Source organism: Aeromicrobium alkaliterrae, assembly GCF_039529015.1.
Classification (GTDB): Bacteria; Actinomycetota; Actinomycetes; order Propionibacteriales; family Nocardioidaceae; genus Aeromicrobium; species Aeromicrobium alkaliterrae.
In genome coordinates, this window is record NZ_BAAAME010000004.1 from 479,194 (window position 1) to 499,753 (window position 20,560).

Below are 20,560 nucleotides of genomic sequence, written 5' to 3' on the forward strand. Positions count from 1 at the left end.
TCAGTGCTGCGTGGGACTCAGAAGCCCATGCCGCCCATGTCGCCCATGTCGGGCGCGCCACCGGCAGCGGCCGGCTCGGGCTTGTCCGCGACGACGGCCTCGGTCGTCAGGAACAGCGCCGCGATGGACGCAGCGTTCTGCAGCGCGGAGCGCGTGACCTTGGCCGGGTCGATGATGCCCGCGGCCAGGAGGTCGACGTACTCGCCCGTGGCAGCGTTCAGGCCCCAGCCCGGCTCCAGGTTGGTGACCTTCTCCGCCACGACGCCACCCTCGAGACCGGCGTTGACCGCGATCTGCTTGAGCGGGGCGGACGCAGCCGAGCGGACGATGTTCGCGCCCGTGGCCTCGTCACCCTCGAGCTCGAGCTTCTCGAACGCGAGCTTGGTGGCCTGGACGAGCGCCACGCCACCACCGGCGACGATGCCCTCCTCGACGGCCGCCTTGGCGTTGCGCACGGCGTCCTCGATGCGGTGCTTGCGCTCCTTGAGCTCGACCTCCGTGGCCGCGCCGACCTTGATGACGGCCACGCCGCCGGCCAGCTTCGCGAGACGCTCCTGGAGCTTCTCGCGGTCGTAGTCGGAGTCGCTGTTCTCGATCTCGGCACGGATCTGGCTGACGCGCCCGGCGATCTGGGCCTCGTCACCGCCGCCCTCGACGATCGTGGTCTCGTCCTTGGTCGTGACGACCTTGCGAGCGGTGCCCAGCAGCGTGATGTCGGCGTTCTCGAGCTTCAGGCCGACCTCCTCGCTGATGACCTCGCCACCGGTGAGGATCGCGATGTCGGTCAGCATCGCCTTGCGGCGGTCGCCGAAGCCGGGAGCCTTGACGGCGACCGACTTGAAGGTGCCGCGCATCTTGTTGACGATCAGCGTCGCGAGGGCCTCGCCCTCGACGTCCTCGGCCAGGATGACGAGCGGCTTGCCCGACTGCATGACCTTCTCGAGGACCGGCACGAGATCCTTGATCGAGCTGATCTTGCTGTTGACGATCAGGATGTACGGGTCCTCGAGGACCGTCTCCATGCGCTCGGGGTCGGTGACGAAGTAGCCCGACAGGTGACCCTTGTCGAAGCGCATGCCCTCGGTGAGCTCCAGGTCGAGACCGAACGTGTTCGACTCCTCGACCGTGATGACGCCCTCCTTGCCGACCTTGTCCATCGCCTCGGCGATGATGTCGCCGACCGTGGTGTCAGCGGCGGAGATCGAGGCGGTGGAGGCGATCTGCTCCTTGGTCTCGACGTCGACGGCCATCGCGAGCAGCTGCTCGCTGACGGCGGCCACGGCGGCCTCGATGCCCTTCTTCAGGCCCATCGGGTTGGCGCCGGCGGCGACGTTGCGCAGACCCTCGCGCACGAGCGCCTGGGCCAGGACGGTGGCGGTGGTGGTGCCGTCGCCCGCGACGTCGTCGGTCTTCTTGGCGACCTCCTTGACGAGCTCGGCGCCGATCTTCTCGTAGGGATCCTCGAGCTCGATCTCCTTGGCGATGGACACGCCGTCGTTGGTGATCGTGGGGGCGCCCCACTTCTTCTCCAGGACGACGTTGCGACCCTTCGGGCCGAGCGTGACCTTGACGGCGTCGGCGAGCTGGTTCATACCGCGCTCGAGGCCGCGCCGGGCTTCCTCGTTGAATGCAATGGACTTGGCCATGGTGCTGTCTCTCCGCGTCAGTTGCGTGGATTGGGGATCGGTCGGGGGTGCCCGCGACGGACGGCCGAGACGTGCCGGGGAACCCTGCTCCCCTGCCGCACTCGACCTCACCGGTCCGACCGATGGGTTTCTGGCACTCTCAGCCTACGAGTGCCAGTGTCGAAGTTAGCACTCGCCCCAGGCGAGTGCAAAGAGGTGGTGCCCTACTCCCGAGGCTTGAGCTCGTGGTCGTCGCCGCGCTCGTCGACGATCACGACCGACGGCATCCGGTCGCGCCAGCGGCGCCGCGGCACGTCCGGCAGGTCGGACGACGGCGCGTCGGGGTCCGTGCCCTCGGCGTCGGTCTCGACCTCGGCGTCGGTGCCCTCCGTGTCGGCCGCCTCGCTCAGCTCGCGGGCCTCGGCCAGCCGGTCGCGCCGCGCGACCCAGAGCACCGTGACGATCACGACGACGACCGGCACGAAGGCCGGGATCGCGAGCACGGCGACGGGATGAGCCCAGATCTCGTGACCCGGGGCGACGACGGGGTCCACCTCGTCAGCCTAGACCGAGAACAGCAGGTAGATCCCGCCGAACGTGTAGGCCACCATCAGCACGAGCATCGCGAGCTGACCCGTCAGGCGGTGCGCCTTCGGCAGCACCGTGAGCGCGATGTCGTGGGCGGCGACGACCGCCACCACGTGGCCCGCCACCACGAACATGACCTTGTAGATCGCCAGCACGTCGGGGTGCTCGCTGAGGAAGTACGAGACCGTCAGGTCGTCGCCGAGCCCGATCTGCTGCAGCAGGCCGATGACGGCGCGCTGCCCGCCCTCGAGCAGGTACGACAGGTAGTGGGCGAACATGTAGCCCACGACGATCGGCACCAGGGTGTGCGCGGTCTCGCCCGGCAGGGCACGCCGCTCCTCGCGGGAGACGCCGCCGGTGGCGCGCGAGGCGAGCCAGAACGCGGTCGCCACGACGGCGCAGAACAGCACGAGCATGCCGGTCGAGGCGAGCGTCGACGGGTTCGTGCGCTGCCACACCGACGAGGCCGAGAAGCTGTCGAACGCCGTCGATCCGAGCAGCACCGCGATGACGACGACGAGCCCGCCACGGATCGGCAGGTGTGGCAGCGACACCAGCGGGTTGTGCGGCGAGAAGCGCCGGCGCTCGACGAGCGGGGCCAACCGCGCGACGAAGGAGCTGTAGACGTCGAACGGGTCGCCCCGGTCGTACCAGCGCGGGCCGAGGACGACGCCACCGACGATCGTCAGCACGACGTAGGCGGCGACCCACGTGCGGACCGTCGCGACGTCGCCCGCGCCGGGCGAGACGAGCTCGAGCCAGACGAAGCCGAACAGCCCGATCGCGGCGGGCCAGTAGCCCCAGCGCTCGGGATACGTCACGAACCCGTCAGGCCGCTTCGTGATGCGGCCGACCAGCCACTGGATCGACCGCCAGGGCGACAGGTCCTTCCAGACGTGGCCCGCCAGCAGCGCCAGCGGCACGAGCCCGACCCACACCAGGATGTAGATCGAGGCCAGCCCGGGGTTGCCCGCGTCGTCGGGGCCCAGGAACAGGGTGCCGAGGAACCAGGCGGTGAGCAGGAGGCCGACGAACGCGAGCCACGGACGCCGCGGCGGCTCGGCGACGTCGGGCTCCGGGCGCTGGAGCCGGGGCTCCTTCCACGCGAAGGCGAGCACCGCGAACGAGATCGCCAGCGCCCATGCGGCGCCGACGACGGCGTACGCGTACGGGATCGGCAGGTCGGTCGCCCCACCCACACCGTGGGCGGGCAGCTGGATCGCCGGAAGCATCAGGACTGCACCACGAGCTGCAGGATCGTCGCCCCGGTCTCGTGCGACTCCACCGCGACCTGGCCCGGACGGTCGATCGTGAAGGTGCGCTCGACGGTCTGGCCCGGGGTCACGTCGATCGAGACCTCCGGGTCGGAGTGCACGTGGACCTCGTCGGTGATCTCGCTCGTGACGACGAGCGTCACGGGCTCACCCACGCCGACGTCGACGCGATCGCCGGTCGGCGTGGTGCCGTCGGCCGTGATCGTGACCTCGACCCGGACGCCCTCGGCGGGCTCCGGCGTCGCGTCCCCCGTCGCGCTCGGCGTGGACGTGGTCTGCGGGGACGGCGTGCTCTCGGGCTCGTCACCCCCGCCGCAGGCGGCCGTGAGGGTCAGGGCCAGGGCTGCGGTCGTCAGTGCCAGACGTCGCTTCGCGGTCACGATCTCTCCTCGTCGTCCTTCGTCGTGTCGTCCTCGTCGGGCTCGAGCGCCCGCTCGAGCACTTCGCGCTCCCACTGCTCGGTCCGCCGGTCCTGGCGCACGACGTGCACCAGGACCGCCGAGACCGTGACCGCCCCGAGCACCACCGACAGCGTCAGGAGCAGGGGCGGTCCGGCCGCCAGGTACTCCTGCACGGGACGGGTCGCCGATCAGGGCTTGGGGCCGGCGCCGACCGCGTCGTCCGCGCGCCGACGCTCGCCCTCCTTCGCGATGGCACCGGAGACCCGCGCCACGGAGGCGCAGATGCCGGCCAGGATCGCGAGGCTGCAGATCAGGACCACCGCGTTGGCAATGCTCCACAGGATCGGCGTGGTGTCGAGGTCGCGCTCGCGCTGCAGGATCTCGATCTCGGGCACGAAGTCACGCGTGACCTCGGCCGAGGCCGGGACCTCCTCGGCGTCGATCGCCGGGTCGGCGGGCAGGAAGATCGGCACGGCGGTGAGCATGCGGCCGTCCTGGACGCGCAGCAGCGTCTTCCAGTTGCCGCCGATCGGGACCGGCTCGGTCGTGGTCCAGGAGTTCGGACCCGTGCGCTCGAGCTGCTGGGTCACGACGCCGGCGCCGCCGCCCTGCCAGGCCGTGACCTGGACCCAGGTCGGGTCGTCGTCGATCAGGCCCTCGGTGACCGTGACGTCGAACAGGATCTCGGGGTTGTCGCGCGTGCCGGTCTCGGTGATCTGGAACGTCGCCTGGGCCTCGTCGGGGACGGTCGCGGCCAGGCCGTTGGCGACCGCGCCGCCGGTGACCAGGATCGAGAGCGTCACGATCGTGCGGCCGACCCAGCGGTTCGCCGGGAGGCGGCCGTTCAGGCCCAGGTGGAACAGCGCGCCGCACAGACCCGCGCCGATCGCGACGGGGACCGCCATGAGCAGGCCCTCGAGCCACATGTCGCTGGTCCAGGGGAACTGGAAGACGGCGTCGTTCCAGAGCTTCTCGACGACCGTGCCGACCGTGCCGATCAGCAGGCCGCCGACGGCACCGAACAGCAGCGGCCGGTCCTTGAGCTTGCTCAGCGCCAGCAGCTCGATCAGGAGCGCGCTGCCGAGGTAGAGCGGGAAGACGTGGCTGGCCTGGCCGAACACGTCGCCGACGATGAACGCCACGACTCCGCGGACGATCACGAAGAAGAACGCGGCGAACAGGGCGGCACCGGGGCCGGCGTAGAGGCGGGCGGCGACGAGGGTCAGCGCGGCGGCCGCGGCGATCATCATCGGCGCGAAGACCATGCGGAACTGGGCGATGCCGAAGTCGAACTCGGCCTGGAAGACCGACAGGCCGATCAGGAGGCCGCCGAAGGCCATCGCGAGCGTCGCCTTGTGCATGACGTTGGCGGCGTGGTTGTCGCCACGGCCCTTCCACTCGTCGGAGAACTCGGCCTCGCGGTGCAGCAGGATGATGCCGGCGGTGGACAGGCCCGCGCCGCCGATCAGCATCAGGTGCGTGGGGCCCCAGAGGGTCACGTCCTGGCCGAACAGGCGGTGCCAGACGTCGTCGAGCGGGAAGCCGATGAGGGCGTACAGGCCGCACGCGGCGATGTAGATGCCGGCGACGGGCGCGTACCACTTGCGGGTGATGCGCACCGACGCGATGCCGGGCTTCTGGCCGTCGCGCGGGTAGACGATCGCGCTCATGCCGGCGATGAACAGGGCGAAGAGCCCGTAGAGGATCAGGTAGTGCGCCGGGTTGGCGAGCGGTCCTTCGTCGCGTCCGCGGCCCGCGTGCAGGCTGACGTCCCACAGGAAGCCCAGCAGCGCGACGACGAGCGAGCTCGCCACGAACAGCGCCGGGATCGACGACCAGCCCGGCTCGCCCGTGCGCGCCTGCAGCCCGTCGCCGAGGCGCTGGAACCACTGGATGCGGTGGGTGCGGTGGCCCCAGGCGATCGCGAGCAGGATCGCCGTGACGATCCCCGCCCCGATCGTCAGGAAGATGACCTGGTCGAGCGCGGCTCCTCCGACGGGAGCGACTTCTTCAGCACGGAAGGACATACCGAGAGTATGGCTTCCTGGATGTGCCATGGCAACTGTCACGTAACACTCCGGTCATGCGATCTGTCACACGCTGTGACACCTGCGTTCATCGTGGCCGTGACCCCCGTCACGCGCAACCGATTCGACCGGACTGGTCGGGGCCAGGACCGGAGATGATGCGTTCGGGCTGCCCAGGGTGCCGAAAAGCATCATTCCCGGACCGACGGGTCACGGAGATGATGCGTTGCGGCAGCCGGGAGTGCCCGAATGCATCATCCCCGGTCCCCCGCAGGTGACCTCGAACCCAAGCCGACCGCGTCCGGTCCATGCCGCTTGTCGCCGAGCACACGAGGCAATCAGGTGCGGGATGGTTTCGAGGCTCGCGCCCTAGCGGGCACTCGCACCTCAACCAGCGGAGCCGCTCAGCGAGATCCGCCCGCGACGGCCGGGCTACGCCCGGCCCCTGGCTCTCCGCTCAGCGAGATCCGCCCGCGACGGCCGGGATGATGGAGATCTGCGTGCCGTCGGGGGTCGTGGTGTCGAGGCCCTGCGCGAAGCGCACGTCCTCCTCGGCCACGTAGATGTTGACGAAGCGGCGCAGCTTGCCGTCCTCGTCGACGACGCGCGCCTTGATGCCGGGGTGCGCCTGCTCCAGCGAGTCGAGGACCTCGGCGAGGGTCGCGCCCTCGGCGGTGACCTGCGAGGAGTCGCCGGTGTACGAGCGCAGGATCGTGGGGATGCGGACGGAAACAGTCACGGGTGCTCCTAGAGAAAGGGACGGCTCAGGCGAGGTTGGCGGCGACGAAGGCGTCGTAGGTCGGGGCGATCGTGGCGGCCGGACCGACCGAGCCCGACACGGCGTCGAGGGTCTTGAGGCCGTGGCCGGTGTTGATGAACACCGTCTCGCGCTCGGGGTCGAGCTGACCCGTCGCGACGAGCTTCTTCAGCACCGCCAGGGTCGTGCCGCCGGCGGTCTCGGTGAAGATGCCCTCGGTGCGGGCGAGCAGCACGATCGCGTCGCGGATCTCGTCGTCGCTGACCTGCTCGACCGCACCGCCGGTCTGGCGGGCGATGTCGAGGACGTAGATGCCGTCGGCGGGGTTGCCGATCGCGAGCGACTTGGCGATCGTGTCGGGCTTGACCGGGCGGATCGCGTCGTGGCCCTCGGCGAACGCCGTGGCGACGGGGTTGCAGCCCTCGGCCTGCGCGCCGAACACCTTGTACGGCTTGTCCTCGACCAGGCCCAGCGCGATGAGCTCCTGGAACGCCTTGTGCACCTTGGTCAGCTGCGAGCCGGACGCGACCGGGATGACGATCTGGTCGGGCAGGCGCCAGCCGAGCTGCTCGGCGATCTCGTAGCCCAGGGTCTTGGAGCCCTCGGCGTAGAAGGGGCGGACGTTGACGTTGACGAAGGCCCAGCCGTCCTCCTCGCCCGCGATCTCGCTGGCGAGCTTGTTGACGTCGTCGTAGTTGCCGTCGACCGCCACGAGGTTCTCGGTGAAGACCGCCGAGTTGACCTGCTTGGGCGTCTCGAGGTTGCTCGGGATGAACACGACGGTGCGGATGCCCGCGCGGGCACCCGCCGCGGCGACCGCGTTGGCGAGGTTGCCCGTCGAGGGGCACGCGAAGACCTTGCTGCCGAACTCGCGGGCGGCGCTCAGGGCGCAGGCGACGACGCGGTCCTTGAAGGAGTTGGTGGGGTTGGTGCTGTCGTCCTTGACCCAGAGCTTCGTGATGCCGAGCTCGGTGGCCAGGTTGCGTGCTTCGAGGAGCCGCGTGAAGCCGGGCTCGAGGTTCGGGCTGGACTCGATGTCGTCGGGCACCGGGAGCAGCGCCTTGTAGCGCCAGATGTTGGCCGGACCGGCCTCGATCTGCTCACGGGTGACGGAGCCGAACTCGTAGCCGATCTCCAGCGGCCCGAAACACTCGTGACAGGCGTAGTGCGGGCCCAGCTCGCGGGTCGTGCCGCACTCGCGACAGATCAGCGAGACGGCCGGCCCGAAGGCGCCCTCGCGCAGCGTCGTGCCGGGGGTGGTGGGAGCGGTGGTGGTGGTCACAGAGCCTCCTCGTTCATCTTCCCCGGCTCTGAGGCCGGGCCGGACGGAGCACCTGGTCGAAAACCGACTGGTTGCTGGGGCTTCAGCGGGCCGTGTCCCTCCACCCCTCATGATGAGTGGGTCAAGCCTACGAACGTGTCTCGCGATGTGTCCAATCGGTCCGGATGTTGGACGATGCTGCGAGCGTCAGCCGCGACGGCGCGCACGCCGGGTCCGTGGCTCCGAATAGCCCCCGTCGCGCAGGCCCGCGAGGCGCTCGAACGGGTTGTACGACGCGTGGTCCCCCGCCACGACCCACGACGTCGCGACGCCCAGCAGGTACGGCAGCAGCATCACCGGGCCGAGGCACCACGCGTACTGCGTGCAGTGCCGGTCCTCGTGACGCAGCAGGGCCGACCGGGACCGCAGCGCGTCCAGGTCGCGGGTGCTCAGGATGACGCTGCCGATCGTGAAGGCCCCGGCCTGCGGGAAGCCCCAGCGGTAGCCGCCGGCCACCCACGTCCCGCGCCCTCGACGCTCCACGCGCGCTCCGCCGAGGCGCGCGACCGCCAGGCCGAGCAGGGTCGAGAGGTTGAGCCAGTTCACGACCGCCCGCACGCGCGTCCAGGGCGTGTGCGGCAGCATCGCGAGGTCAGACGGCCGCGTCGACCGGGTCGACCAGGTCGGCCAGGTCGGTGAGCCAGTCGGCCACCCCGTCCGGCCCGTCGAGCACGAGGTCGGCGCGGGCGACCAAGGCGTCCTGCTCGGTCGACGCCGAGAAGACCTTGAGCGTCGAGACGCCGCGGCTCGCGAGGTCGTCGAGCGCGTCGTAGGCGGGCAGGTCGCCGAGGTCGTCGCCCGCGAAGACCACGGTGTGCACCGCGAGCCCGCCGACGACGTCGTGCATCGCGTCGGCCTTGGTGATCGAGGCCGCACGGAGCTCGACGACCTGCCGGCCCGGCTCGAAGGTCAGGTCGAGCGACCGGGCCAGCTCCCGCAGCGGATCGATGATGCTCTCGGCGGCGCCCGGCGCGAGCCCGCGCGTGTGGACGGCGACCCCCAGGCCCTTGTCCTCGACCAGCGCGCCGGGCGCGCCCCACGCCGTCAGGAGGTCCGGGAGGTCGGCGACGAGGCGGTCGACGACGTCGAACCGCTCGGCACCCTCGACGATCCCGGTCGCGGCGGACCAGCGCTCGGCCCCGTACTGCCCTCGCACCTGCAACGCCTGCAGACCGGGGCGCGACGCGAAGCTGCCGAGCTCCAGCACCTGGGCCACCGGCCGGCCCGTGATGATCGCGATGCCTCCCAGGCGCGAGCCGAGGCGGTCGAGCGCCGCGAGCGAGCGCGGGTGCACCGCCGCGGCGGTCGGGTCGTCGACGATCGGCGCCAGCGTGCCGTCGAAGTCGAGCGCGAGCAGCACGCCGGAGGGGTCCGCGGAGACGAGCTGGCGGACGGCGTCGGAAGAAGTCACGACAACGATGATGGACGACTGACCAGCACCACGGTCAGCCGGTCGTCGCGGATGCCGTCGACCCGGGGCCGGACACGCGTGATTCCGAGGTCCTGGGCCAGCGTCTGGGCCTGCGCCTCGAACTGCGACGGGTAGTAGACGGTGTTCTCCGGGTAGGAGCCGCGGGTGTCGCCCGTGCGCCGGTCGGACCAGCCCGCGTCACCGAGGAAGGCGGACGCCTCGGACGCCAGGCCGTCGATGCCGGTGCCGTTGAGGATCGAGACACCGGGGCCGCGGTCGACCACGGGCTCGGTAGGTGCCGGGGGCGGGGGTGCCTCGGTCGTGGGCTCGGGCTCGGGCGCAGGCGTCGTGGCCGACGGGGCGGGGTCGGTCGTCGCGGTCGCCGAGGCCGAGGGCTCGGCCGTCGTGTCGTCGTCGCGCGTGGAGTCCCACGCGAACCAGCCGATCGTGGCGGTGCCCGCCACGATCGCGACGAGGGCGACCATGATCAGCCACACCGGCGGGACGAACGCCCGACGCGCGACCGTGCGGCGATGATCCACGGCGACTCAGACGTCGATGCCGAGCCGTCGCGCAGTGCGCGAACGCGCACGATCGGCCCGCAGACGCCGCAGGCGCTTGACGAGGAGCGGGTCGAAGGCGAGGGCGTCCTCGCGGTCCAGCAGGGCGTTGAGCACCTGGTAGTACCGCGTGGCCGACATGTCGAACTTCTCGCGGATCGCCTGCTCCTTGGCGCCCGCGTACTGCCACCACGTGCGCTCGAGATCGAGGATCTCGCGTTCGCGATCACTGAGGGCACCGGCCGGCGTGCCGGGGGTCTCCTGGGATCGGGGCGCAGCGCTCATGCGGCCATGGTAGCCGCGAATGACAGCGATGTCATTCGTTCCTGCCGCGACGCGCAGCGCGATCGCGGGCAGGTGTGCCCCCGTCTGGATAGGCTGCGGTCATGGCGGACAGCAGCGGGAAGTTCGGCAGCGCGGAGTTCGTCGTGATCGCCAACCGTCTGCCGGTCGACCGCGTGGTCGCCCCGGACGGCAGCACGACCTGGCGCACGTCGCCCGGCGGCCTGGTCACGGCGCTCGAGCCGGTCATGCGGCGCAAGGGTGGCGCCTGGATCGGGTGGCACGGCGCACCGGACGAGAAGCTGCGGCCGTTCACCCACCAGGGCCTCAAGCTGGTCCCCGTCCACCTCTCGGAGTCCGAGGTCGTCGAGTACTACGAGGGCTTCTCCAACGGCACCCTCTGGCCGCTGTACCACGACGTCATCGCGCCGCCCGCCTTCCACCGCGAGTGGTGGGACGCCTACGTCACGGTCAACCGACGCTTCGCCGAGCGCGCCGCCAAGGTCGCCGCCGAGGGCGCGATCGTGTGGGTGCAGGACTACCAGCTGCAGCTCGTCCCGGCGATGCTGCGCGAGCTCCGCCCCGACGTGCGGATCGGCTTCTTCCTGCACATCCCCTTCCCGCCCACCGAGCTGTTCCAGCAGCTGCCGTGGCGTCGCGAGATCCTCGAGGGCCTCCTGGGTGCCGACCTCGTCGGCTTCCAGCTCAACGGGGCTGCGGGCAACTTCATCCGCCTGGTCCGCCAGCGCGTGGGCCACAAGACGCATCGCGACGCGGTCTACCTGCCCGACGGCCGGGTCGTGCGGGCGAACGCCTACCCGATCTCGATCGACGCCGCCGGATTCGAGGAGATGGCCCGCGACCCCGCCGTCGTCGCCCGCGCCGCCGAGATCCGCGAGAGCCTCGGCAATCCGCGCACGATCGTGCTCGGCATCGACCGCCTCGACTACACCAAGGGCCTGCGCCAGCGCATCCGCGCGTTCGGCGAGCTCATCACCGAGGGCGCGGTGCATCCGGACGACGCGGTCTTCGTGCAGGTCGCCACGCCGTCGCGCGAGCGCGTCGACCAGTACCGGATGCTGCGCGACGAGATCGACCGCCTCGTCGGCCGCCTCAACGGCGACGTCGGCCGCATCGGCCAGCCGCCCATCACCTACCTGCACGCCTCGTACCCGCGCGAGGAGATGGCGGCGCTCTACCGGGCGGCCGACGTCATGGTCGTCACGCCCCTGCGCGACGGCATGAACCTCGTCGCCAAGGAGTACGTCGCGTGCCGCTACGACGACCGCGGCTCGCTCGTGCTCAGCGAGTTCGCCGGTGCCGCCGGCGAGCTCAAGCAGGCGTACCTGGTCAACCCGTACGACATCAACGGGATGAAGCAGGCGATGCTCGACGCGATCAAGGCCGGGCCGAAGGAGCAGGCTCGCCGGATGAAGGCGCTGCGCAAGCAGGTCATGGAGAACGACATCGACCAGTGGGCCAACGACTTCCTGTCCGAGCTCGCCCCCGCGACGCACACCAAGCGCACGCGGCCGTCCCGCGAGCAGTGACCCCGGTCGGATGAGCACTGACCACTGGCACGAGCGGCCCGCCCTGCGCGGCGACCGGGCCACGCTCGTGCCGTTGCTGCCCGAGCACGCCGACGGCCTGCTGGCCGCGGCCGACTCCGACGAGGTGTTCCGCTGGCTCCCGGTGCGTCGGCCGGCCGACGCCGGGCAGATGCGCGCCCTCGTCGGCGAGATCCTCGGTCGCGAGCCCGTCCAGCTGACCTGGACACAGACCCTGACCGCCACGGGCGAGATCGCCGGGTGCACGTCGTTCTACGACATCGACCCCGTGCAGCGCAGCGTCGCGATCGGCTGGACGTGGATCGGGCAGCGCTTCTGGCGCACGGGACTGAACCGTGACGCCAAGCTGCTGATGATGTCGCGGGCGTTCGACGACCTGGGCTGCGTGCGGGTCGTGTGGCACACCGACCTCCGCAACGAGCGCTCCCAGGCCGCGATCGAGCGCCTCGGTGCGACCCGCGAGGGTGTCCTGCGCAAGCACAAGCGCCGCCCCGACGGCTCGTGGCGCGACACCGTCACCTACGCGATGCTCGACACCGAGTGGCCCGCCGCCCGCCAGGCCCTCCTCACCCCTCGCGAGTGGATTCCCGCCCCTCCGCGAGTGGATTCCCGCCCCTCCGCGAGTGAGTTTCCGCCCCTCCGCGAGTGAGTTTCCGCCCCTCCGCGATCCGACCAGGACCGCCCAGGGGCGGGAATCCACTCCTCGTGGGGCGGAAACTCACTCGCCGCGGGGCCGGAACTCACTCGCGAGCGATCGTTCAGGGGGTGGGGCGGGTGCGGTGCTGGAGGGTCAGGGCGACGGCGAGGGCCAGGACCGTGGCCGTCACCGTGACAGCGAAGGCCGGGGTGTGGCCGCCCTCCGGGGCCAGCCCCGCCACACCGTCCGCGAGGCGCCCCGCGATCGAGGAGCCCAGCGCGTAGCCGACGCCCGTCGCTCCGGCCAGCAACGTCATCGCCGTGCCGACCCGGGCCGGGTCGACGAGCTGACCCGCCATCGTGAACGTGCTGATCATGTACGGCGCGACCGCGAAACCCAGGAGCGCGATGACCGCGACGAGCTGGCCGACGGTCTGCACGAACAGCAACGGCGTCGACAACACGACGAGTCCCGTCGCCGCCACGACCAGCCGGCGCGGGTAGCCGATGCGCTCGGGCAGCGCCGCGACCGCGAGCCCCGCGATCGCGCTGCCGATGCCCAGCGTCGCGTGGATGACGCCCGCGAGCCCCGCCTGACCCTCGGCCGTCGCCAGCACCGTGGAACCGGTCTGCGTGGCGCCGAACAGCATGCCGATCAGCAGCTGGGCGATCGCGAGCGTCACGAGCACCCCGGTGAGCAGACGGCCCGTCGCCCGCGGCGCACCCGGCTCGGGTCGCGTCAGGGCAGCGGTCGGGTGCAGCGCGAAGGCCGAGCCGAACAGCGCCAGCACCGCGCCCGCCAGCAGGAGCGCCTCCGCCGGGTCGACCAGCACGGCGAGCAGGCCCACGGTGGCCGGGCCGAGCACGAACGACAGCTCGTCGGCCGCGCCCTCGTACGAGAAGGCCGCGTCGAGCAGGCGACGACGGTCGGGCGCTGCCGACCTCGTCAGCACCGGCCCCCAGCGCACGCGCGCCAGCGGACCGATCTGCGGAATCGCGAGGCCGGCGAGCGCCGACATCGCGATCACGACGGGCGCCGACCCGCCGCCGTGCGTCACCGCCACGAGCAGGACGAGGCCCAGCCCGCCGGCGACCGACTGCCCCAGCACCACCGGACGCTGGCCGATGCGGTCGGCCAGCCCGCCGAACACCGGCGCGCCCAGCGCGTTCGCGACCGCCAGGGCGCCCGCCGCGCCACCCGCGACGGCATAGCTGCCCGTCGCGTCGCTGACGAGCAGGAGCGTCCCCATCTGGCTCATCGCGAGCGGCACCCGGCCGAGGAAGGCGACCACGACGTAGAGCGGTCCCACGGTGTGGACGAGCAACCGGTAGGACTGCAGAGCACTCACGGACCGAGGCTACGCTGCCGAGGTGCCCCGCCCCCTCGCCGACGTCGTCGCCCCCGACTGGGCCGAGGCCCTCGCACCCGTGGCGGACGACGTCGCCGCGATGGGGGCGTACCTGCGCGAGGAGATCGCCAAGGGCCGCCGCTACCTGCCCGACGGCGAGCACGTCCTGCGCGCCTTCTCCCGCCCTCTCGCCGACGTCCGCGTGCTCATCACGGGCCAGGACCCCTACCCGACACCCGGCCACCCGATCGGTCTGAGCTTCGCGGTGGCGCCCGACGTCCGGCCGCTCCCGCGCAGCCTGACGAACATCTACGCCGAGCTGAGCACCGACCTCGGCCTCGATCCGGCACCGCACGGCGACCTGACGCCGTGGGCCGACCAGGGCGTCCTGCTGCTCAACCGCGTGCTGACGGTGCGCCCCGGCAACCCCGGGAGCCACCGCGGCAAGGGCTGGGAGCGCGTCACGGAGCAGGCGATCCGGGCCCTGGTCGACCGGGGCGGCCCGCTCGTGGCGATCCTGTGGGGCCGCGACGCGCAGAGCCTCGCACCGCTGCTGGGCGACGTGCCCCAGATCGCGTCGCCACACCCCAGCCCGCTGTCGGCGTCGCGGGGGTTCTTCGGCTCGCGCCCGTTCAGCCGCACCAACGAGCTGCTCGAGGCCCAGGGTGCCGCCCCGATCGACTGGAGCCTCGGCCCGGGAGCCTCGGCCCCTCCCAACTAGGCTGCAGGCATGAGCGAGCGATCCGCGTCAGAACGCCCCGTCCGGGACCGGGCTGTCGTGATCGACCGCGGATTCGCGGTCCTCCAGAAGTGGGCGCTGCGCGCCGTGCTGATCGCCGCGGCCCTCTTCGTGATCGGCTGGGTCGTCGGCCGCACCTGGATGATCTGGTTCCCCGTCGCGCTCGCCCTCGTGCTGGCCACGGTGCTGGCTCCCCCGGTCACGTGGCTGCGTCGCCACAAGATCCCGGACGGCCTTGCCGCCGCCGGCGTCATGATCGCCTTCATCGGCTTGATCAGCACGATCATCGCGATCCTGGCCCCGCAGGTCGCGGGCCAGGCGCCCGACATCGCGGACAAGGCGGTCGGCGGACTGACCGAGGTGCGCGACTGGCTCCGTGACGGCCCGTTCGAGGTCACCGACGGGCAGATCACGAACGCCATCTCGGCCGTCCAGGAGCAGATCCGCTCGAGCGCCTCGACCATCAGCGCGGGCGTCTTCTCGACCATCGGCGTCGCGACCAACGTCGTGCTCAACATCGTCGTGACCCTCATCCTCACGTTCCTGTTCATCAAGGACGGCCACCGGTTCCTGCCGTGGATCGGCTCGCTCGCCGGTCGCCGCGCCGGCACCCACGCGGTCGAGGTGCTGGGCCGCTCCTGGGAGACCCTCGGCGGGTTCATCCGCACCCAGACCCTCGTGTCGTTCATCGACGCGGTCATCATCGGTGCGGGCCTGGCGATCGTGGGCGTCCCGCTGTGGGTGCCGCTCGCGGTCGTGACGTTCTTCGGCGGCTTCATCCCGATCGTGGGCGCCTTCGTGTCCGGCGCGCTCGCGGTGCTGGTCACGCTGGTGACGAACTCGCCCAAGGACGCGCTGATCGTGCTGCTGATCGTGTTCGCGGTGCAGCAGCTCGAGGGCAACGTGCTGTCGCCGTGGCTCCAGGGCAAGACCATGAACCTGCACGCCGCGGTGGTGCTGCTGTCGGTCCTGGCCGGTGGCTCGCTGTTCGGCATCACGGGCGCCTTCCTCGCGGTGCCGACGGTCGCCACGGTCGCCACGGTGCTGCGCTACCTCAACGAGCAGATCGACGACAACGTCGACATCGCCGCGCCTCCGGAGGACTCGACCGCGGCGCTGCCGCACCAGCACGAGCACCCCGACGACGTCGACGAGGCCGTGGCCCGCACCGGCGACGCCTGAGCGCTCAGCCCTCGAGGTCGACGAGCGAGACGGCCTCTAGCACGGCGCGGACGTGCGCGACCTCGTGCGTGCGGTAGACGCCGGTGCCACCCAGGTGCGCCAGGACGGCGAAGAAGCCCTCCGCGGTGCGGAACTGGTCCTCGAACACGTCGAACGCGTGCGGCAGGGCGTGACAGATCGGCACGCCGAGGCGGCGGAGCCGGAACGAGTTGACCAGCGTCGTGGCCTGGTAGCGGGCCCGCGACGCCGGGTCGTGCATGCGGAAGCCGAACCCGATGCCGGGATCGATCGCGAGGCTCGGCACCCCCAGCTCGGTGGCGCGCTCGAGCCGGCGGCCGAACGCGTCGAGCATCGCGTCGAACGGGTCGTCCGCGACGTCGGTGCCGTCGAGGTCGCGCGCGTGGGTGCCCTGGATGTGGCACAGGACGAGGCTGGCGCCGTGCTCGGCGGCCAGGGAGAACATCGTGTCGTCGTCGCCGGACCCCGTGAGGTTCAGGACCGAGGCGCCCGACTCGAGCCCGGCTCGGGCGACGCCGGTGTCGTAGCACTCGACCGACACGGCGATGCCGTCGGCGACCACCGCCTCGACGACGGGGCGCAGCGAGCGCAGCTGGACCTCCGGGTCGACGCCCGAGGCCGACGGGCGGCTGGACTCGGCGCCGAGGTCGACGACGTGCGCGCCCTGGGCCACCTGGACCCGTGCCTTCCGCAGGGCCGACTCGGCGCTGACCGCGATGCTCTCGCGGTAGGCGGAGTCGCGGGAGAGGTTGACGACCCCCATCAGGACCGGCTCGCGGTCGGTGTCGATCTGACGCGCCCCGATCTGCAGGGGGCGGACCTCGTGGCCGAGGTCGTCGGCGTGCTGCTCGGCCAGGCGCGCGAGACGCGCGAGCAGGCTCACGGCGCCACGATCCGGTAGCGGGTCATCAGGAAGTCGTCGCCCACGAGCACGCCGGCCAGCTCGGCCCGCACGGCCTCGGGCAGCACCGGCGTGGACGGCGAGGCATCCGTTCCGACGAACATCGGGGACACCGTGATGTCGGCCTCGTCCACGACCCCAGCGGCCAGGAGGTCGCGCAGCAGGCGGGGCCCGCCCTCGCAGACGACGTGCGGCAGGCCGCGGTCGACGAGCGCCTGGACGATGCGCCGGGGTTCGAGGTCGGGAAGATTCACGACCTCGACGCGGCCCTCGGCGGCGGCCTGGCGCTCGGGCGAGGCCGAGCCGTCGGTCAGGACGAGGGGGCGATGGGTCGACTCGCTCCACACCGGCAGCTCCCACGGGAGGTCGAGGGACCGGCTGACGACGGCCAGCACCGGCGCGGGCAGCTGGCCCGCGGCCTGCCGAGCGTCGCGATCGGCGTCCTTGGCGACCATCGGCGTGTACTGCTCGGCACGAATGGTTCCGGCACCGACGAGAACGGCATCGGCGCGACGGCGCACCTCGAGGAACACCAGGCGGTCGGCGTCCGACGACACCGAGCCGCTGACCCCGTCGGCGCCGGCAGCGGCACCGTCGAGCGTCGTGGCCATCATCGCCCGCACCCACGGGCCCTCGGGCCACGCGTACAGCCCGGTGAGCGCCGCCTGGTCGACGGAGCGACCCGTCGGCTCGGCCCCCCAGATCTCGCGCAAAGGGGTCGCGTCAGCGTCGGAGGCCGTCATGCCGCCAGCCTAGGGGCTGGGTCCGACCTGCTCAGGCCAGCGCGTAGACCCAGGCCGTGCGCCCCGAGTGCAGGGGGACCTCGACGCGCTCGTACGCGTCGACCTCGTACGCGTCGGCCGCCGCGAGCTGCGCGTCGTCGAGGTGCAGCACGATGCCCTCGACCGTCGCGCCCGTGTCGGGGCTCGGCAGCAGCATCGGGTGCACGTCGCTGCCGCTGAGCTCGACGACGCGGGGGTCCTCGATGCGCACCTCCCCCAGCACGTGCCCGATCACCGCGTCGGGCTCGCTCAGCACCGGACCGCCGAAGACGTCCGCCTGCACGGCCGGGAGCTGCAGCGTGCCGTACGAGAAGAGGAGGTGGGTCACGGAGGAAGTATCGGGCACCAGGTACGGTCACCGCTGACTGCGCTAAGGTCGCCGCATGTCCGACCTGACTCCTGGCACCCGTACCGGCGACGCCGTCGGCTCGAGCCTCGACCACGACGTCCTGACGCTGTGGCTGCGCCGCGGCTCCTCCCTCAACGCCGTCAGCGCCGACATGCTCGACGACCTCGCCGACGTCGTCCGCGAGGCACCGTCGACCGGCGCCCGCGTCATCGCGATCCGCGCCGAGGGCCGTGGGTTCTGCTCGGGCGCCGACATCGGCGGCGACGGCGACGACGGCCCGCCCGGCACCAGCACGATCGAGGCCGGCGAGCGCCTCGTGCGGGCCGTCACGACCTCACCGCTCCCGGTCGTCGCCGCCGTCCAGGGGCCGTGCGCCGGCATCGGCGTCCCGATCGCCCTGGCCGCCGACATCACCCTCGCGAGCGACCAGGCCTTCTTCATGCTCGCCTTCACCAAGATCGGCCTGATGCCCGACGGCGGCGCCACCGCCCTCGTGGCGGCCTCGGTCGGGCGCGCGACCGCGATGCGGATGGCCCTCCTCGCCGAGCGGATCCCCGCGGGCGAGGCGGCCGGCCTCGGGCTGATCACCTCGGTCTTCCGCGCCGACGAGTTCGACGCCCAGGTCCACGACGTGCTGAGCCGCCTCGCCGCCGGCCCGGCCGCCGCCTACGCCCTCACCAAGAGCGCCGTCAACGACGTCACCCTCGGCAGCCTCGACCACGCCTTCCACGTCGAGCTGGACGGCCAGGCGGGACTTCTCGTCGCGGCCGACTTCGCCGAGGGCACCGCCGCCTTCCGCGAGAAGCGTGCGGCGAACTTCAGCGACCGCTGACCACCCCCCTCGATGCTGCCGGGCCAGGTGTCGCCGGGATATGGCACGATGCCCTGCAAGGTGCCCGCGGAGGTGCCCTGTTCAACCGAGAGGAACCCACGGGCGATGACCGACGTCGACGCAACCCTGGACGCTGCCGGACTCACCAACACTCACGTGCGCGAGTACGTGAAGCACTGGTTCGAGGTCACCGGGGCCGAGCGACTTGAGGTCGTGAACGCCAGTGACGACGACCGCCTCGTCGCCGAGGCAGTCGAGGCCGGAGAGCTCCTCCCGGTCGGCGAGGGCCGCTACTACTCGCGGAGCTACTTCAAGGACACCGCTCGCGCCGAGGAGCGCACGATCGTCGCCACGAGCGACGAGAACGACAAGGGCGTCTACAACAACTGGCGTCCCGCGGCCGAGATGAAGGACAAGCTCGTCGGCCTCATGACCGGCTCGTCGGCCGGCAAGACGATGTACGTCATCCCCTACCTGATGGCGCCTCCCGGCTCCCCGCTGGAGAAGTTCGCCGCCGGCGTCGAGCTGACCGACAACCGCAACGTCGTCATGCAGATGATCCGCATGGCCCGCGTCGGTGTCGACCACATCAACGACCTGGGCGACTCCTTCGTCCGCGCGGTCCACGTCACCGGCGACCTGCCGAACCTCGGCCAGGGCACCCCCGACGACCAGCGCTACTTCGTGACCGTCGCCGACGAGCGCACGATCCTGCACTACGGCTCGTCGTACGGCGGCAACGCGCTCCTGGGCAAGATCGCCCACGGCCTGCGCCAGGGCGCCTACGACGGCTGGAAGAACGGCTTCCTCGTCGAGCAGTTCATGCTGCTCGGTGTCGTCGACAAGGAGACCGGCAAGAAGTACCACATCTGTGGCGGCTTCCCGTCGGCCTCGGGCAAGACCAACCTCGCCATGACGCTGGCGCCCGACGCGCTCGGCGACCGCTACTACGTCGAGTTCTACGGCGACGACATCGCCTGGCTGTGGGTCGGCGACGACGGCAAGCTCTACGGCATGAACCCCGAGAACGGGGTCTTCGGCGTCGCCAAGGACACCAACGAGAAGACCAACCCGACCGCGGTCGACTCGATCGTCCCCGGCACCGGCGCGATCTTCACCAACGTCGCCTACAACCCGAAGCTGCAGGAGGTCTGGTGGGAGGGCAAGGGCCCCAAGCCGACCGACCTCGACGGCTGGGAGGACTGGAAGGGCGACGCGATCGCCGCCCGCACGGGCGAGGAGGTCGACGCCCCGTGGGCCCACCCGAACAGCCGGTTCACCACGACGCTCGCCAACGTCCCGAACGTCGCGAAGGACTTCGAGGACCCGGCCGGTGTCGAGATCCACGGCATCATCTTCGGTGGCCGCACGCGTGACCGCGAGCCGCTGGTGCGCGCGATCCACGACGTCGCCGAGGGCGTGTACGACGGCCTGACGCTGGGCGCCGAGGCCACGTTCGCGGCCGACGGCCTGGAGGGCGTGCTCCGCTACGACCCCATGTCGATGCGTCCGTTCATGTCCTACGCCGAGGCCGACTACGCGGCGCACTGGCTCGAGGTTATCGGCCGCGCCACGAAGAAGCCGATCTTCGCGCACGTCAACTGGTTCCAGCGCGGCGACGACGGCCGCTTCCTGTGGCCCGGCTACCGCGAGAACCTGCGTCCGCTCGTGTGGCTCATGCAGTACATGAACGGCGAGGTCGAGGGCACCAAGACGCCCGTCGGCGTGATCCCGAAGCGCGAGGAGCTGCTGCTCGAGGGTCTCGACGAGCAGGGGCTCGCCGACCTCGACACGGTCCTCACGATCGACGTCGACCGCTGGAAGCAGGAGATGGACCACCGCGAGAAGCACCTCGCGCAGTTCGACGGCCTGCCGGAGGAGATCTGGGAGGCCCACCGTCGCGTGGCCGCCGACCTCGACTCCGCCGAGTAGTCACGCACCACGCTTCACGCCGCAGG

22 protein-coding genes and 1 riboswitch are annotated in these 20,560 nt (G+C 71.4%); of the genes, 6 read left to right on the forward strand and 16 right to left on the reverse strand.

Annotation, left to right across the window (positions count from 1 at the left end; genetic code table 11):
* Nucleotides 1-17 precede the first annotated feature (17 nt).
* The 12 genes from groL to ABD127_RS10425 form a co-directional block, all read right to left on the reverse strand.
* On the reverse strand, nt 18-1,646 hold the full coding sequence (gene groL, locus ABD127_RS10370; RefSeq protein WP_344200897.1) for a chaperonin GroEL: 1,629 nt from the start codon (nt 1,644-1,646) through the stop codon (nt 18-20).
* Between the two features lie 203 nt (nt 1,647-1,849).
* Nucleotides 1,850-2,179, reverse strand: a complete 330-nt coding sequence (locus tag ABD127_RS10375) for a hypothetical protein (protein WP_344200900.1) — start codon at nt 2,177-2,179, stop codon at nt 1,850-1,852.
* 9 nt (nt 2,180-2,188) lie between these two features.
* Complete coding sequence (locus tag ABD127_RS10380; protein ID WP_344200903.1) at nt 2,189-3,445, reverse strand: hypothetical protein; 1,257 nt, start codon at nt 3,443-3,445, stop codon at nt 2,189-2,191.
* On the reverse strand, nt 3,445-3,867 hold the full coding sequence (locus ABD127_RS10385) for a cupredoxin domain-containing protein (protein WP_344200906.1): 423 nt from the start codon (nt 3,865-3,867) through the stop codon (nt 3,445-3,447). The genes ABD127_RS10380 and ABD127_RS10385 overlap by 1 nt, the downstream gene beginning before the upstream one ends.
* Nucleotides 3,864-4,061 (reverse strand): hypothetical protein, encoded by a 198-nt coding sequence (locus tag ABD127_RS10390; RefSeq protein ID WP_344200908.1) that lies wholly within the window; start codon nt 4,059-4,061, stop codon nt 3,864-3,866. The genes ABD127_RS10385 and ABD127_RS10390 overlap by 4 nt, the downstream gene beginning before the upstream one ends.
* Before the next feature lie 15 nt (nt 4,062-4,076).
* Nucleotides 4,077-5,915: a hypothetical protein gene (locus ABD127_RS10395; RefSeq protein WP_344200911.1), complete on the reverse strand. Its 1,839-nt coding sequence runs from the start codon at nt 5,913-5,915 to the stop codon at nt 4,077-4,079.
* Nucleotides 5,916-6,372: 457 nt separating this feature from the next.
* The gene (locus ABD127_RS10400) at nt 6,373-6,654 is read right to left on the reverse strand and encodes a ubiquitin-like small modifier protein 1 (protein WP_344200913.1); all 282 of its coding nucleotides are present in this window, start codon (nt 6,652-6,654) and stop codon (nt 6,373-6,375) included.
* A gap of 25 nt (nt 6,655-6,679) precedes the next feature.
* Nucleotides 6,680-7,954: a threonine synthase gene (gene thrC / locus ABD127_RS10405; RefSeq protein ID WP_344200916.1), complete on the reverse strand. Its 1,275-nt coding sequence runs from the start codon at nt 7,952-7,954 to the stop codon at nt 6,680-6,682.
* Nucleotides 7,955-7,964: 10 nt separating this feature from the next.
* A riboswitch (SAM riboswitch) is annotated at nt 7,965-8,073 on the reverse strand.
* A 67-nt stretch (nt 8,074-8,140) separates the two neighbouring features.
* Nucleotides 8,141-8,578: a hypothetical protein gene (locus ABD127_RS10410; RefSeq protein ID WP_344200918.1), complete on the reverse strand. Its 438-nt coding sequence runs from the start codon at nt 8,576-8,578 to the stop codon at nt 8,141-8,143.
* Nucleotides 8,579-8,585: 7 nt separating this feature from the next.
* Nucleotides 8,586-9,404, reverse strand: a complete 819-nt coding sequence (gene otsB / locus ABD127_RS10415; protein WP_344200921.1) for a trehalose-phosphatase — start codon at nt 9,402-9,404, stop codon at nt 8,586-8,588.
* Complete coding sequence (locus ABD127_RS10420) at nt 9,401-9,946, reverse strand: LytR C-terminal domain-containing protein (protein ID WP_344200924.1); 546 nt, start codon at nt 9,944-9,946, stop codon at nt 9,401-9,403. Before ABD127_RS10420 ends, otsB begins: the two co-directional genes overlap by 4 nt.
* A gap of 6 nt (nt 9,947-9,952) precedes the next feature.
* Nucleotides 9,953-10,249 carry a DUF3263 domain-containing protein gene (locus ABD127_RS10425; protein ID WP_344200927.1) on the reverse strand — a complete coding sequence of 99 codons (297 nt, stop codon included), beginning with the start codon at nt 10,247-10,249 and terminating at the stop codon, nt 9,953-9,955.
* A 101-nt stretch (nt 10,250-10,350) separates the two neighbouring features.
* On the opposite strand from ABD127_RS10425, the gene ABD127_RS10430 reads away from it, so the two are divergent.
* Together ABD127_RS10430 and ABD127_RS10435 are read left to right on the forward strand one after the other, a co-directional pair.
* Complete coding sequence (locus ABD127_RS10430; protein ID WP_344200929.1) at nt 10,351-11,796, forward strand: alpha,alpha-trehalose-phosphate synthase (UDP-forming); 1,446 nt, start codon at nt 10,351-10,353, stop codon at nt 11,794-11,796.
* 10 nt (nt 11,797-11,806) lie between these two features.
* Nucleotides 11,807-12,463, forward strand: a complete 657-nt coding sequence (locus tag ABD127_RS10435) for a GNAT family N-acetyltransferase (RefSeq protein WP_344200932.1) — start codon at nt 11,807-11,809, stop codon at nt 12,461-12,463.
* A gap of 109 nt (nt 12,464-12,572) precedes the next feature.
* On the opposite strand, the gene ABD127_RS10440 is transcribed toward ABD127_RS10435, so the two are convergent.
* Nucleotides 12,573-13,799, reverse strand: a complete 1,227-nt coding sequence (locus ABD127_RS10440; RefSeq protein ID WP_344200934.1) for an MFS transporter — start codon at nt 13,797-13,799, stop codon at nt 12,573-12,575.
* 22 nt (nt 13,800-13,821) lie between these two features.
* Between ABD127_RS10440 and ABD127_RS10445 the strand changes: the two genes are divergently transcribed.
* Nucleotides 13,822-14,520: a uracil-DNA glycosylase gene (locus ABD127_RS10445; RefSeq protein WP_344200937.1), complete on the forward strand. Its 699-nt coding sequence runs from the start codon at nt 13,822-13,824 to the stop codon at nt 14,518-14,520.
* 9 nt (nt 14,521-14,529) lie between these two features.
* Nucleotides 14,530-15,720 carry an AI-2E family transporter gene (locus ABD127_RS10450; RefSeq protein WP_344200940.1) on the forward strand — a complete coding sequence of 397 codons (1,191 nt, stop codon included), beginning with the start codon at nt 14,530-14,532 and terminating at the stop codon, nt 15,718-15,720.
* A gap of 4 nt (nt 15,721-15,724) precedes the next feature.
* Here the strand turns inward: ABD127_RS10450 and ABD127_RS10455 are convergent, their stop codons facing one another.
* From ABD127_RS10455 to ABD127_RS10465, 3 genes are read right to left on the reverse strand one after another with little or no spacing between them, the layout of a single operon-like run.
* A complete protein-coding gene (locus ABD127_RS10455; protein ID WP_344200942.1) occupies nt 15,725-16,621 on the reverse strand; it encodes a dihydropteroate synthase in 897 nt (298 codons plus the stop codon).
* Nucleotides 16,618-17,382: a dihydrofolate reductase family protein gene (locus ABD127_RS10460; protein WP_344200945.1), complete on the reverse strand. Its 765-nt coding sequence runs from the start codon at nt 17,380-17,382 to the stop codon at nt 16,618-16,620. Before ABD127_RS10460 ends, ABD127_RS10455 begins: the two co-directional genes overlap by 4 nt.
* A gap of 31 nt (nt 17,383-17,413) precedes the next feature.
* The gene (locus ABD127_RS10465; RefSeq protein ID WP_344200948.1) at nt 17,414-17,749 is read right to left on the reverse strand and encodes a gamma-glutamylcyclotransferase family protein; all 336 of its coding nucleotides are present in this window, start codon (nt 17,747-17,749) and stop codon (nt 17,414-17,416) included.
* 55 nt (nt 17,750-17,804) lie between these two features.
* Here ABD127_RS10465 and ABD127_RS10470 point away from each other — a divergent pair, with 55 nt between their 5' ends.
* A complete protein-coding gene (locus ABD127_RS10470; RefSeq protein WP_344200951.1) occupies nt 17,805-18,602 on the forward strand; it encodes an enoyl-CoA hydratase-related protein in 798 nt (265 codons plus the stop codon).
* 105 nt (nt 18,603-18,707) lie between these two features.
* Nucleotides 18,708-20,534, forward strand: a complete 1,827-nt coding sequence (locus tag ABD127_RS10475; protein ID WP_344200953.1) for a phosphoenolpyruvate carboxykinase (GTP) — start codon at nt 18,708-18,710, stop codon at nt 20,532-20,534.
* Nucleotides 20,535-20,560 lie beyond the last annotated feature (26 nt).

What these genes read in the sequence shown, in the direction of transcription:
- ABD127_RS10470 (WP_344200951.1), top strand. Translation starts at nt 17,805, where the DNA reads ATGTCCGACCTGACTCCTGGCACCCGTACCGGCGACGCCGTCGGCTCG.
- ABD127_RS10410 (WP_344200918.1), bottom strand. Translation starts at nt 8,578, where the DNA reads ATGCTGCCGCACACGCCCTGGACGCGCGTGCGGGCGGTCGTGAACTGG.
- ABD127_RS10430 (WP_344200929.1), top strand. Translation starts at nt 10,351, where the DNA reads ATGGCGGACAGCAGCGGGAAGTTCGGCAGCGCGGAGTTCGTCGTGATC.
- ABD127_RS10460 (WP_344200945.1), bottom strand. Translation starts at nt 17,382, where the DNA reads ATGACGGCCTCCGACGCTGACGCGACCCCTTTGCGCGAGATCTGGGGG.
- ABD127_RS10380 (WP_344200903.1), bottom strand. Translation starts at nt 3,445, where the DNA reads ATGCTTCCGGCGATCCAGCTGCCCGCCCACGGTGTGGGTGGGGCGACC.
- ABD127_RS10425 (WP_344200927.1), bottom strand. Translation starts at nt 10,249, where the DNA reads ATGAGCGCTGCGCCCCGATCCCAGGAGACCCCCGGCACGCCGGCCGGT.
- ABD127_RS10435 (WP_344200932.1), top strand. Translation starts at nt 11,807, where the DNA reads ATGAGCACTGACCACTGGCACGAGCGGCCCGCCCTGCGCGGCGACCGG.
- ABD127_RS10395 (WP_344200911.1), bottom strand. Translation starts at nt 5,915, where the DNA reads ATGTCCTTCCGTGCTGAAGAAGTCGCTCCCGTCGGAGGAGCCGCGCTC.
- groL (WP_344200897.1), bottom strand. Translation starts at nt 1,646, where the DNA reads ATGGCCAAGTCCATTGCATTCAACGAGGAAGCCCGGCGCGGCCTCGAG.
- ABD127_RS10475 (WP_344200953.1), top strand. Translation starts at nt 18,708, where the DNA reads ATGACCGACGTCGACGCAACCCTGGACGCTGCCGGACTCACCAACACT.
- ABD127_RS10450 (WP_344200940.1), top strand. Translation starts at nt 14,530, where the DNA reads ATGAGCGAGCGATCCGCGTCAGAACGCCCCGTCCGGGACCGGGCTGTC.